The 12,299-nt window shown below is 60.7% G+C and carries 13 protein-coding genes; 9 read left to right on the top strand and 4 right to left on the bottom strand.

Features of this window, described 5'->3' with window-relative positions; translation table 11 throughout:
* Positions 1–53: 53 nt before the first annotated feature.
* The 7 genes from ACYVDM_RS08830 (at position 54) to rpsT (ending at position 5,675) form a co-directional block, all read left to right on the top strand.
* Entirely contained in the window at positions 54–245 is a 192-nt protein-coding gene (locus ACYVDM_RS08830; protein ID WP_415786714.1) for a Trm112 family protein, read from the top strand.
* Positions 242–1,009: a 3-deoxy-manno-octulosonate cytidylyltransferase gene (kdsB, locus tag ACYVDM_RS08825; RefSeq protein WP_415786716.1), complete on the top strand. Its 768-nt coding sequence runs from the start codon at positions 242–244 to the stop codon at positions 1,007–1,009. Before ACYVDM_RS08830 ends, kdsB begins: the two co-directional genes overlap by 4 nt.
* 96 nt (positions 1,010–1,105) lie before the next feature.
* Positions 1,106–1,762 carry an adenylate kinase gene (gene adk, locus ACYVDM_RS08820; protein WP_415786718.1) on the top strand — a complete coding sequence of 219 codons (657 nt, stop codon included), beginning with the start codon at positions 1,106–1,108 and terminating at the stop codon, positions 1,760–1,762.
* 73 nt (positions 1,763–1,835) lie between these two features.
* Complete coding sequence (locus ACYVDM_RS08815) at positions 1,836–2,594, top strand: 3-hydroxyacyl-CoA dehydrogenase (protein ID WP_415786720.1); 759 nt, start codon at positions 1,836–1,838, stop codon at positions 2,592–2,594.
* Positions 2,595–2,648: 54 nt separating this feature from the next.
* Positions 2,649–4,208, top strand: coding sequence for a murein biosynthesis integral membrane protein MurJ (gene murJ, locus ACYVDM_RS08810; protein ID WP_415786722.1), 1,560 nt, complete (start codon positions 2,649–2,651; stop codon positions 4,206–4,208).
* Positions 4,209–4,357: 149 nt separating this feature from the next.
* A complete protein-coding gene (locus tag ACYVDM_RS08805; RefSeq protein WP_415786724.1) occupies positions 4,358–5,326 on the top strand; it encodes a FecR domain-containing protein in 969 nt (322 codons plus the stop codon).
* Between the two features lie 85 nt (positions 5,327–5,411).
* Complete coding sequence (gene rpsT / locus ACYVDM_RS08800; protein ID WP_415786726.1) at positions 5,412–5,675, top strand: 30S ribosomal protein S20; 264 nt, start codon at positions 5,412–5,414, stop codon at positions 5,673–5,675.
* Positions 5,676–5,868: 193 nt separating this feature from the next.
* On the opposite strand, the gene garL is transcribed toward rpsT, so the two are convergent.
* From garL to ACYVDM_RS08780, 4 genes are all read right to left on the bottom strand, one after another.
* Positions 5,869–6,636, bottom strand: coding sequence for a 2-dehydro-3-deoxyglucarate aldolase (gene garL, locus ACYVDM_RS08795; protein ID WP_415786728.1), 768 nt, complete (start codon positions 6,634–6,636; stop codon positions 5,869–5,871).
* Between the two features lie 71 nt (positions 6,637–6,707).
* Positions 6,708–7,817, bottom strand: a complete 1,110-nt coding sequence (locus tag ACYVDM_RS08790) for an Ldh family oxidoreductase (protein ID WP_415786730.1) — start codon at positions 7,815–7,817, stop codon at positions 6,708–6,710.
* 33 nt (positions 7,818–7,850) lie between these two features.
* Positions 7,851–8,615 carry a FadR/GntR family transcriptional regulator gene (locus ACYVDM_RS08785; RefSeq protein WP_415786732.1) on the bottom strand — a complete coding sequence of 255 codons (765 nt, stop codon included), beginning with the start codon at positions 8,613–8,615 and terminating at the stop codon, positions 7,851–7,853.
* Between the two features lie 113 nt (positions 8,616–8,728).
* On the bottom strand, positions 8,729–9,766 hold the full coding sequence (locus ACYVDM_RS08780) for an SMP-30/gluconolactonase/LRE family protein (RefSeq protein ID WP_415787077.1): 1,038 nt from the start codon (positions 9,764–9,766) through the stop codon (positions 8,729–8,731).
* Between the two features lie 327 nt (positions 9,767–10,093).
* On the opposite strand from ACYVDM_RS08780, the gene ACYVDM_RS08775 reads away from it, so the two are divergent.
* On the top strand, positions 10,094–11,095 hold the full coding sequence (locus ACYVDM_RS08775) for a Bug family tripartite tricarboxylate transporter substrate binding protein (protein ID WP_415786734.1): 1,002 nt from the start codon (positions 10,094–10,096) through the stop codon (positions 11,093–11,095).
* Positions 11,096–11,169: 74 nt separating this feature from the next.
* Positions 11,170–12,141, top strand: a complete 972-nt coding sequence (locus tag ACYVDM_RS08770) for a Bug family tripartite tricarboxylate transporter substrate binding protein (protein WP_415786736.1) — start codon at positions 11,170–11,172, stop codon at positions 12,139–12,141.
* Positions 12,142–12,299 lie beyond the last annotated feature (158 nt).

The raw sequence follows: 12,299 nt of genomic DNA, 5'->3' as shown, positions 1-12,299 counted from the left end.
TGCGGGACGTTACGGCGTCCGTTTCTCCCCTAAACTGCTTTAGAATTGTGCTCATGGAACCCCGCCTTCTCGACACGCTCGTGTGCCCGCTATGCAAGGGCCGCCTTAACTACGACCGCACGCAGGCCGAACTGATCTGCCGTGCAGACCGCTTGGCTTATCCTGTGCGTGATGGCATTGCCGTGATGCTCGAATCCGAAGCCCGCTCTCTGGATACGTCTCGTTCAGACACGGCCACATCGTGAGTTTTGTCGCCCTGATCCCCGCCCGCATGGCGTCTACACGCTTGCCCGACAAGCCGCTAGCCGATATTGCCGGCAAGCCCATGGTCGTGCGTGTGGCCGAACGCGCCGTGCGTTCGCAGGCAGGGCAGGTATATATCGCCACTGACGATACGCGCGTCAAGGCCGCCGCCGTCGAGCACGGCTATACCGCGGTGTTGACCCGTAACGATCACCCCACGGGCACCGACCGCCTGGCCGAGGCGGTCGAGCAGTTGGGCCTGGCTGACGATACGATTGTGGTCAACGTACAGGGTGACGAACCCCTGATCGACCCCGAGCTGATCGACGCCGTTGCCACGCTACTGCACGACCGTCCCGATGCCGATATCGCGACCTGCGCATGCCCGCTGGCCGACGCCGAGGCACTCTTTAATCCCAACGTCGTCAAGGTCGTGTGTGGCACTGACGGGCGCGCCCTGTATTTTTCGCGCGCACCGATTCCCTGGGCACGCGACGCCCTGGCTACCGGAGAGCGCATGCTGGCCACCGGACTGCCGGCCCTGCATCACATTGGCTTATATGCGTACCGAGTCGGATTTTTGCGACGCTTTCCCGTACTGCCCCAAGGCACGCTCGAGCGCTACGAAGCCCTCGAGCAACTGCGCGCCCTCGAACACGGCCACACTATCGTCGTATACCGTACACCCGAACCCCCTATGGCCGGTGTCGACACACCCGCCGACCTGGAACGCGTTCGCGCCTGGTATACCCATCACTCGCAATAGCGGGTTTTCCCTGACCTAGGTAACCACACTGTAGACAGTGTTGCGGCATAATCGTCCCCGACCTTAAAAAACATCCCATCATTCAGGAGCTCTTCCATGCGTCTCATTCTGCTTGGTCCGCCCGGTGCCGGCAAAGGCACTCAGGCTGCTTTCGTCACCCAGCAGTTCGCCATTCCGCAAATTTCCACCGGCGACATGTTGCGCGCGGCTGTCAAAGCCGGCACGCCGCTCGGCCTGGAAGCCAAAAAGGTAATGGACGCAGGCGGCCTGGTATCTGACGACATCATCATTGGCCTCGTACAAGACCGCCTGAAACAGCCGGATTGCGCCAATGGTTACCTGTTTGACGGTTTTCCGCGCACCATTCCTCAAGCCGACGCACTCAAGAGCGCCAGTGTCGCGCTCGATTACGTCGTCGAAATCGCCGTACCCGAAGAAGAAATCATCGAGCGCATCAGCGGTCGACGTGTCCACCCCGCCAGCGGTCGTAGCTACCATGTGCACTTCAATCCACCCAAGGTCGAGGGCGTGGACGACGTCACGGGCGAGCCCCTGGTCCAACGCGACGACGACAGCGAAGAAACCGTGCGTAGCCGCCTGACCGTTTACCAGAACCAGACTCGCCCCCTCGTGGACTACTACTCGTCCTGGGCCGACTCCGGCGATAGCCGGGCGCCGAAATATCGCAAGATTGCCGGTGTCGGTGCAGTCGAAGAGATCAAGGCCCGCCTGTTTGAGGCCCTGGCCAGCTAAGTCCGCGGACGCGCCGTTTAGGCGCCGCGGCCTGCCACGGCGCTTTACTAAACTCTTATCTTAAAGATTCAAAATGGAAATCGCGAACAAGGTATTCATTGTGACGGGCGGAGCGTCCGGCCTGGGGGCTGGCACCGTGCGTATGCTGACCAGCAACGGCGCCAAAGTCGTCATCGCCGACGTCCAAGATGAGGTCGGCGAAGCCCTGGCCAAAGAACTCAACCAGCGCTACGTGCACTGCGACGTTACTCAGGAAGCCGACGGCAAGAACGCGGTCGCTGCCGCCCTGGAGCTAGGCTCCCTGTTTGGCTTGGTCAATTGCGCGGGTGTCGCGCCGGCCGCCAAGATCGTCGGCAAAAACGGCGCTCACCCCCTGGAACTATTCCAGAAAGTCGTCTCGATCAATCTGATCGGCAGCTTCAACATGATGCGTTTGGCCGCCGAGGCCATGAGCGCCAACGCGCCCGAGTCCACGGGCGAACGCGGCATTCTGATCAACACCGCCTCGGTCGCCGCGTTCGACGGCCAGATCGGTCAGGCCGCTTACGCCGCCTCCAAGGCGGGCGTTGCCGGCATGACGTTGCCCATCGCGCGCGACCTGTCCAAGGCCGGCATCCGCTGCATGACCATCGCCCCGGGGATATTCGGCACGCCGATGGTCTTTGGCATGCCTCAAGAGGTGCAAGACTCGCTGGCGGCCAGCATCCCGTTCCCCGCTCGCCTGGGCCGTCCGGACGACTACGCCAAACTCGTGCATGCCATCGTCACGAACGATATGCTCAACGGTGAAACGATCCGCCTCGACGGCGCGATTCGTATGCCGCCCAAGTAACCCGGCCACCTCAACACCGCCCCCGCCCACACGGGGGCCATTTTTTTAGATTCCATGAGTTTGTTCCGCTCGGCGGCTACCGTCAGCACCTTTACTCTGCTGTCGCGTATCACCGGCCTGGTCCGTGACATTCTGATAGCCCGCGCGTTTGGCGCCGGGCCGCTCACTGACGCCTTCTGGGTGGCGTTTCGTATTCCGAACTTACTGCGGCGCCTGTTCGCCGAAGGGGCATTCGCTCAAGCCTTCGTGCCCATTCTGGGGGCCGCCCGCAACGAACGCAGCGACGCCGAGGTCCGCACCTTGCTCGACCGCGTTGCCATGCTGCTAACGATCTCGCTGATGACCATCACCCTCATCGGCATCGTGGCGGCCCCCTGGGTCGTTACCGCCATGGCCACCGGCCTGCGCGGCGAAGCTCGGGGTACCGAATTCGGCGCAGCGGTCTGGATGACCCGGGTGATGTTCCCGTACATCCTGTGCATGTCGCTGATCGCCTTTGCGTCGGGCGTTCTGAATACCTGGCGGCGCTTTGCCGTGCCGGCCTTTACCCCCGTACTGCTCAACCTGTCCATGATCGCGGCCTGCCTGTGGCTGGCCCCTCGGCTGGACATCCCCATTTACGCTTTGTCCATCGGCGTCATGGCAGGCGGGGTCGCCCAGTTGGTAGTGCAGTGGATCGCATTGGCCCGATTGGGCATGACGCCCCGACTCGGCACCAATCTGCGACAAGCCTGGGGCGATGCCACAGTCAAGCGCATTCTCAAGCAAATGGCCCCGGCCACACTGGGCGTCTCCGTCGCCCAGATTTCATTGCTGATCAACACCAACATCGCCACCTGGCTAACGCCGGGCAGCGTCACATGGCTGTCGTTTGCCGACCGTCTGATGGAGTTCCCCACCGCCCTGCTGGGTGTGGCGTTAGGCACGGTACTGCTACCCAGTCTGTCGGCCGCTCATGCCAAACAGGACGTAGCGGGCTATTCCGCTTTGCTGGACTGGGGCTTGCGTCTGGTCATCATGCTGGGGCTGCCGGCTGCCCTGGGCCTGGCGCTCCTGTCTGACGGTCTGGTGGCGACACTGTTTCATTACGGCGCGTTCCAGGCGCAAGACGTGGCACAGACGCGCGTGGCGGTGATGGCCTATTCCGTGGGTCTGATCGGCATTCTCAGCGTCAAGATTCTGGCGCCCGGCTTCTATGCCCAGCAGGATATCCGCACCCCGGTCAAAATTGCCATCGTGGTGCTGATTGCTACCCAACTCATGAATCTGGCACTGGTCCCCATGCTGGCTCATGCGGGTCTGGCGCTCGCCATTGGTCTGGGCGCGACGCTCAACGCCGCAGCCTTGCTCGTCGGCCTGCTGCGTCGCGGCACTTATCGCCCCGCTCCTGGCTGGCTGCGATTTGCCTTGCGTTTGTTACCGGCCTTGGCAGCTCTGGCCACCATCCTGTGCTATGCCGATCGCCATCTGGACTGGGTGGCATTACAGGCCCAGCCCCTGCACCGCGCGCTTTGGCTGGCGGCCGTTGTCATCGCCAGCGGCGTCGCATACTTTGCCGCGCTGTTCCTCTGCGGCTTTCGCCTGCGAGACTTTGGCCGTCGGCGCGCCAGCTAACTCCCGCCCCAACGTCCCAACGTCCCAACGTCCGCACCCAGGGCAGGCATACCTTCCCAAACCTTTAAAAAAGTTCCAAAACTAATGTAAACTAACGTAAAAGTTGCATTACCATTTATCCATTGCCTGGCTGCTATTCGGATTCGCTTATGGGAACTACCCATCCCTTCAGCTCCCCATCTCCCCTGGCAAACCAAGCCATCAATTGGCTTTTATTGCTGCGTTCAGGCCGTGCCACTCAGCACGACTATGCCGCCTTTCGCGCCTGGCGCGACACGACTCCCCAGCATCACGAGGCCTGGGAGCACCTGACGAACACCCTGGATGGCGCCGCTGCCGACGAAGCGCTCGCCGCACTGAACGAGCCTCCCTTAGCACCCTCGGTATCACGCACCCGCCGTCGCTTTCTGGCGGGGGCCGCCCTGCTGGCCGTCGGAGGCACCTCGGCCGCCTATGTCGGTAACCTTTACTATCCTCTGCAACGCCTGACCTCCGACGCTGTTACCGGGACCTCCGAACGACGCCGTTACACCCTGTCCGATGGCAGCAAGCTCTTGCTGGATGCCCGCAGCAGTGTAGATCTGGCCTATACACCTCATACGCGCACACTCAACCTCCAAAATGGCGCGGTGGCCGTGACGGCCGCAGCCCACGAATCCCGTACGTTCACCGTCAAGACCAGCGAAGGCCTGATCCGGTCGTCCGGCGCACGTTACATGGTGCGTCAGCAGCCGCATCGTACCTTGGTGGTGGCGCACGACGAGCCCCTCGAGATCGAGACCCTGGCCGGTGCCCGTACGTACCTCGACCCGGGCATGGGGATCCGCTTTGATATGTTGCGCCTGGGGCAACCCAGTTACGAAATGGCCGCACAGGCAGCATGGGAACACGGGCGTATTGATGCGCGCGGCGTTACCCTTAGCGAAATCGTTGCAGCGCTGCGCCCATATTATTCGGGAGCACTACGCGTTTCTATGGCAGCAGGCGGCCTACCCGTATCCGGCCATTACTCGCTGGATGACGTCGACGCAACGCTCCTCCACCTCGAGCAAAATCTGCCCATCGTGGTTCAACGCTTCACCCCCTGGCTTACGACCATCTCCGTGGCGGCAGCCTAAGACGCCTAATACACGAACCCCTTGCAATCCCCGGTAAACTTGCTAAAATACTGGACTTTGCCGAATTCACTGAAAATATCACAACATGGCCAATACCGCCCAAGCCCGCAAGCGCGCTCGTCAATCGGTCGAGCGCAACAAGCACAACTCCAGCCTGCGCTCGATGCTGCGCACCGCCATCAAGCGCGTACGCCAATCGATCGACGCCGGTGACAAGGCGGCGGCTAACGAAGTGTTCCAGAAAGCCACGAGCGTGATTGACCGCGTGGCCGACAAGAACATCATTCACAAGAACAAGGCCGCTCGCCACAAGAGCCGCCTGGCCTCTGCCATCAAGGCGCTGGCTTAAGCCATTCTGCTGTCCCGCTCTTCATGGCGGGGCTGCATGAATACGGCAAAACAAAAGGATGCCCCGTGAGGCATCCTTTTGTTTTGCCTGGCATTTGGTTTGGCGCTTTTTTGTGGCGCCTGGCTTGGCGTGTTGTCTAAAAGCCTGGCAAATACGAGACAATCGGCCGAATCATCGGCCGGCCTCCCCTTGTTTAGCCCGCAAAGGTCTCTCGCAACGCGAACGTGGCCTGCTTGAACACGCCCAGATCCGTCCCCACGGCGACAAAGTGCATGCCCATATCCAAATAACGACGAGCATCTGCCTGCACAGGCGCCAATGTCCCTACGGCCTTGCCATGCGCCGTAATTCGCTCATACAAATGGCGAATGGCTTCCTGTACTTCCGGGTGACCCGGATTGCCCAAATGCCCCAGGCCAGCCGCCAAATCCGACGGGCCAATAAAGACGCCGTCCACGCCATCCACCGCGGCAATCTCATCAACGGCCTCGACACCCGCGCGGCTTTCGATCTGCAACAACACGCAGAGGTTGTCGTTGATCGTCGTCAGATAATCCGATGCCGTGCCGTAGCGATTGCTGCGCTGCATACCCGCCACTCCGCGGATGCCTTGCGGCGGATAACGCGTCGCCGCCACGGCCCGACGCGCCTCGTCGGCCGACTCGATAAACGGAATCAACAGGTTGTAAAACCCAATATCCAGCATGCGTTTGATCTCGACCGGATCATTCCATGACGGCCGACCAATCGCCGCACTGCTGCTGCCCTGCAACGCCTGCAACTGCTGCAGCATCAGGGATATCTCATTCGGTGAATGCTCGCCATCGATCAGCAACCAGTCATAGCCAGCCAGTCCGGCCAGCTCGGCAGTAATGTGGTTGGACATGCACATCCAAAAACCAATCAGCCGCTCGCGGGCCAGAATTTTCTGGCGAAAACGGTTAGGCAACGGTGAACTCATGGTGACTTCCTTGGCTAATTAAGAGGTAGGTTTTAATCAAGCGTGATGCCGGACGCTTTGGTCGGCCTCATTCAGTCGGCCAGCATGTAACTCACGCCACTGCGCTCGCATATCGCGCGCAAACGCTGTTCCAGCGCTGCGGAAATGGGAATCCCGTCGCGCAGACGACGCTCGCGCTCGGCGGCCTCCGGCTCGCCCGCCACCTGCACGGGCACCGCAGGATCGACAGGAGGTGTTTCGTGGAGCGTATCGATGACCTCGTCCAACTCGTCCTCAAACGAGCCCGACTCACGAAAGGCATCCGGATTCAGGGCCAAAAAGAAATGACCCACATCGTCCGGGTCGCCGGGTTGACGCGTCACCGCTTTACGGGCCGCCATCGCGCTACCACTCAACGTGCCCCCGAGAATCTGCGCCATCATCGCCAGGCCATAGCCCTTATGACTGCTCATCTCCGGGGTTCCTCCCAACGGGCTCAAGCCGCCCTCGGCGTGATCAAAAATGTAGCGCATGGCCTCGGCGGAGTCCGTGACGCTACGGCCCTGGCCATCCATTGCCCACCCTGCGGGCAAAGGTTTTCCATAAAAGTCATATACCTTGACCTTGTTGGCCGCCACCGTCGTGGTCGCCATATCCAGCACGAATGATTCGTTCTGCGCCGCCGGGGCCGCAAACGCAATAGGATTGGTCCCCAGCACCGGTATCGCGCCATGGGTGGGCACCATGATCAACGTGGTCGCACTGCTGGTCACCAGGCCCACCGTGCCGCGCCGTACCGCGATACGCGCATACACGCCCGCCGCGCCGAAATGATGCGAGTTCCGCACCGACACCGCCCCCACGCCATGCGCCAGCGCCTTGTCTACCGCCAGATTCATGGCCTGGGCTGCCACGGGATATCCCAATCCCCCCATACCATCGAGCAGCGCAGTCGCCACCGAATCGCGCACTAGCCGAGGACGCGCGCCAATATGCAAGGTCCCCGCGCGCAATTTGGCCTCATACGAAGGCAGCATGGAAATACCGTGCGAATCGATCCCCAACAAATCCGTCTCGGCCATCAGGTCGGCCGTCGTGGTCGCCAAATCTTCGGGCATTCCCCACGCCACCAGCACCTGCTGAATCTGCTGGCGCACCCGCGCTGCCGGCACCTCTATCACGTGACTGCTACCACCCTGCACTGCTGTTCTCCTTCGGGCTCATTGCCCTTACTTTTAATCTCGTTCCCGATCGACCAGACGATGACGCGCCTGGCCCAGGTGAAACTGCATCGTCACCCTGGCCCGTTCACCATCCTGCTCGCGTATCGCCGACAAAATGGCCGCGTGCTCGTCCGCCACGCGCTGCGCGCGTTGACGTGACCCCGTACGCGTCAAACTGAGCGTCAGGCGCATAAAACCGCTGATCGACTCATGAATGGACTCCAGCACACCCAGGTAGTAGTCATTGCCTGTCGCTTGCGCAATGCTGGCATGAAAAGCCAGATCGGCCTCTTGCGACACATGGCCGCGTTCCAGTTCGTCCACAAAGGCCGCATGCGCCTCGGTGATGTGGCGCAGTTCCTCATCGGTACGACGCATCGCGGCCAGCCGGGCGGCATCGCCCTCGAGTGCAACCCGTACCTCTTGCGCACGTAAATACGCACTGACGTTTTTCACATCACTGAAGGTCTTTAATCGTGGCGCCGGCTGGTGACTGACAAAAGTGCCCAACCCTTGATGCGCCGTGACCAGGCCATCGGCGCGCAAGCGCAACAGCGCCTCGCGCACCACCGGCCGCGACACGCCAAAGCGATCACAAATCTCATGCTCGGACGGTAGCTTGTCGCCGACATTCAGGCCGCCCTCAACGATTTGCTCAAAAATCTGGCCATACAACTGATCCGCCAGACGCACGCGCTGGCCGCGCTCTAGCACCAGCTCGACGCCCTCTGCTGCCGGCGCGGCCTTCTGCAATTTTGCTGCCTGCTTGCGACTCATGCCGCGCTCCCATCTACACCACGAGACGCGCGCATGCACGACTCAAACGTTTGCAGGATCCGATGCGCCACGCACATCCGACCCTGCGACGATCAATCCTTATCCGCGATTGATCACGAACCGGCGCCCGCCTCTTGTGTATTCACATACAAGGCATAGACCGAATGCGACGACGTCATGAACAGGCGATTGCGCTGAGCGCCGCCAAAGCACAGATTCGCGCAACGCTCGGGCAAATGAATATGCCCCAGGCGCTTGCCCTCGCGCGACACCATCATCACGCCGTCCTTGCCCTCGCCCATGCCCCAACCCAACCACAGGTTGCCGTCGGCATCGCAGGCCATGCCATCGATCGTGCCACCTTGCGCGTCGAGAAATACCTTGCCCGCGGACAGCTTTTTCCCACCTTCTGTCACATCATAGACATGAATCAGGCGATTGGGCGTTGCCCGCCCTTCGACCACGTACAACAGCGACTCATCCGGGGAAAAACACAAGCCATTCGCCCCCTTCAGGTCGGTGATCATGGCCTCACCCTTGCCCGTCTCGGCGTCGATCCGATAAACCGTATGCGGCAGCTCGGGCGTCGCCTTGCGACCCTCGTAATTGCCGCCGATACCGAAGGGCGGGTCGGTAAACCATATCGAGCCATCCGAATGGCAGACCACGTCATTGGGCGAATTCAGCGGCTTGCCGTCATAACTGTCCATCAACACGGTGATTGAGCCATCGTATTCCGTACGGGTCACTCGGCGCGTCAAGTGCTCGCACGTGATCAAGCGTCCCTGGCGATCGCGCGTATTGCCATTGGAAAAATTAGAGGGCTTGCGAAACACGCTGACCGCGCCGGTTTCTTCTTCCCACTTCATCATGCGGTCGTTAGGAATATCGCTCCACAACAAATAGCGACCATCCCCAAACCACACCGGGCCTTCGCTCCACACCATGCCGGTAGCAATGCGCTCGATACTGGCATTGAACAAGCGGTATTTCTCAAACGCAGGATCCAGCACCTGTATCGCGGGGTCAGGATACGCCTGCGCGGGTTCCCATCCCCGGGCCATAGCCGGCAACGTGATCGCCGCGGCGCCCGCGCCTGCCAATAAAGCACGTCGCCCCTGGTTCACCGAGTCGCCATGAGCTTGACACATTTGGCCAGACGGGCCTTCGGTCGCCGTCCGCTGCGTGAAGGTATCGCGCATACATTGTCTCCGGATCGTGATTATTGTTTGTCGTGTAAGGGACCCACACCATAGGGTATTCACTGCCCTAAATGCCGTCTTTATCTGCGTGCAATATAGGCTCGAAAAAGTATACTTGGTTGACAAGCAAACCCTCAATACCTATATTTGTTTTACAAGAAAATCCCCTGGTCATTACCCCATACAGAGGATGAGTTTCATCGAGAAAGTTCATAGCGAAACATTCGCAGAGACAAACACAAGATGCGCGCACTGCGCACTCCAGGAGACACCTGTATGCCTGTTCAATTTTCTCGTCGCACCTTATTGGCGGGGCTGTGCGCAGGTGCGGCTCTGGCAGCCATGCCCGTCGTCCACGCAGCCGACGCCTATCCGACACGCCAAATTACCATCCTGGTGCCGTTCCCAGCTGGCGGCACGACAGACATTGCGGCCCGCGTCGTCGCCAGCGAGCTCGGCAAAGCCTGGAATCAACCCATCGTGGTCGAGAACCGAGCGGGCGCCGGAGGCAATGTAGGCACCGCCGAGGCTGCGCGCGCCAAACCCGACGGCTACACCTTGTTGATGGGCACCGTCAGCACGCACGCGATCAATCAATCACTGTACGCCGAGCTGCCCTACGACACCGTGCGTGACTTTACCCCTGTCACTCTCGTCATTCCGGTGCCCAACATTCTGGAATTGAACAACGCCTTCGCCGAGAAACATAAGATCAGCAACGTCAAAGACCTGATCGCCTACCTGAAAGCCAACCCCGGCAAGGTCAACATGGCGTCCAGCGGCAACGGCACCTCCATTCACATGGCGGGCGAGCTGTTCCAGTCGATGACCGGCACGAAAATGACCCATGTGCCCTACAAAGGCAGCAGTCCGGCTTTGGCGGACGTGATGGGCGGCTCCGCCGATTTGATTTTCGACAACCTGCCGTCATCCATGGGTTTCATCAAGGCCGGCAAGTTACGCCCTCTGGCGGTGACCACCACAGAGCGCTCCCCTGCGCTGCCTGATGTACCTACGATGGCCGAAGCCGGCGTGCCCGGCTACGACGCCGCGAGCTGGTTCGGTCTGTTTGCGCCAGCAGGTACCCCGACAGAGATCGTTGACAAGATCCAGGTCGAAGTCGCGAAGATCCTGAAAATGCCCGCCGTACGTCAACGCTTTGAATCGTTAGGCGCCACGCCGTCGGGTATGACCTCGGCCGAATTCAAGAAATTCATGGCCGCCGAAGGCGTCAAATGGGCCGAAGTCGTCAAGCAATCCGGCGCGCGGATCGACTAATCCCCCTCTATTTCCCCAGCTGCCGGATCGCGTGGGCCGGCGGCAATCTCACAACACGCGCACCAGGAGACATTGTGAAAAAACTGATCAGCGCTATTGCAACCGCCAGCCTGACCGTGCTGGGCGGCACCGCCGCCCACGCGGCGAACTACCCTGAAAAACCCGTCACTGTCATCGTACCGTTCGTACCAGGCGGCTCCTCCGATATCACGGCTCGCTCGGTGATGCCGGGCATGCAAAAACTCTTGGGTCAGACCTTTGTGGCCGAAAACAAGCCCGGCGCCAACAGTGCGATCGGCGCCCAGGCCCTGGCACGCTCGACCCCCGATGGCTACACCATGATGGTGGGCTCGATCGGTACATTCGCCATCAACGAAGCCCTGTACAAAGAGCTGTCGTACAACCCCAGCAAGGATTTCATCTATCTGACCCAGGCCGTGCGCAACCCCAACATTCTGGTCGCGCCACCTTCGTTCCCGCCAAACACGGTGGCCGAACTGGTGGAATACGCCAAGAAAAACCCGGACCAAATCTCATACGCCTCATCGGGCACGGGTTCGTCTGATCACCTGTCGGCCATTCTGTTTCGCCAACGCACCGGCACGACCGGCGTCGACGTCCCGTATCGCGGCGGCGCCGCAGCCATTGCCGACTTGCTGGGGGCACAGGTCAACGTGTCATTCCAGAACTTGGGCGCCGTGCAAAAACACGTCCAGGCCGGCAAACTCAAGGCCCTGGCGATCACGGGTAGCGAACGCTCGCCCGATCTGCCCGACGTGCCCACGCTGGGCGAAGCCGGCGTAAAAGACATGGTCGTCTACTCCTGGCAAGGCTTTGCCGTGCCCAAAGGCACGCCGGCCCCCATCGTCAAGACCCTGTCCGAATCGCTGCGCACCTCCCTGCGCGACCCCGGCGTGACCAAGACGCTCAATGGCCTGGGCTTCGAGGTCGTCGCCAACACACCCGAAGAGTTCGCCAAATTCCAGCAAGAGGAAGTCGCACGCTGGAAAAAAGTGATCAAAGACGGCGGCATCGAGTTGCAGTAATACCTTGCTCCACGCGCACACGCTGCGCGATGAGGGCGCAAGATCCCGGTATCGGCAAGATCCGGGGCTTACGCCCTCATACCGACCGCGGTTACACCTGACCCACTGGTCTTTAGACAAACGACTTAATCAAGTAGCATCACTCTTTCTCCCACCCC

This window comes from Bordetella tumulicola (assembly GCF_054779135.1).
Note: the sequence above shows the minus strand (reverse complement) of the source record. Positions and strands in the feature narration are given on the sequence as shown.

Coding starts and splice junctions, on each gene's coding strand:
- murJ (WP_415786722.1), top strand. CDS start 2,649: ATGAGTTTGTTCCGCTCGGCGGCTACCGTCAGCACCTTTACTCTGCTG.
- ACYVDM_RS08780 (WP_415787077.1), bottom strand. CDS start 9,766: ATGTGTCAAGCTCATGGCGACTCGGTGAACCAGGGGCGACGTGCTTTA.
- ACYVDM_RS08785 (WP_415786732.1), bottom strand. CDS start 8,615: ATGAGTCGCAAGCAGGCAGCAAAATTGCAGAAGGCCGCGCCGGCAGCA.
- ACYVDM_RS08805 (WP_415786724.1), top strand. CDS start 4,358: ATGGGAACTACCCATCCCTTCAGCTCCCCATCTCCCCTGGCAAACCAA.
- ACYVDM_RS08830 (WP_415786714.1), top strand. CDS start 54: ATGGAACCCCGCCTTCTCGACACGCTCGTGTGCCCGCTATGCAAGGGC.
- ACYVDM_RS08775 (WP_415786734.1), top strand. CDS start 10,094: ATGCCTGTTCAATTTTCTCGTCGCACCTTATTGGCGGGGCTGTGCGCA.
- ACYVDM_RS08815 (WP_415786720.1), top strand. CDS start 1,836: ATGGAAATCGCGAACAAGGTATTCATTGTGACGGGCGGAGCGTCCGGC.
- garL (WP_415786728.1), bottom strand. CDS start 6,636: ATGAGTTCACCGTTGCCTAACCGTTTTCGCCAGAAAATTCTGGCCCGC.
- rpsT (WP_415786726.1), top strand. CDS start 5,412: ATGGCCAATACCGCCCAAGCCCGCAAGCGCGCTCGTCAATCGGTCGAG.
- adk (WP_415786718.1), top strand. CDS start 1,106: ATGCGTCTCATTCTGCTTGGTCCGCCCGGTGCCGGCAAAGGCACTCAG.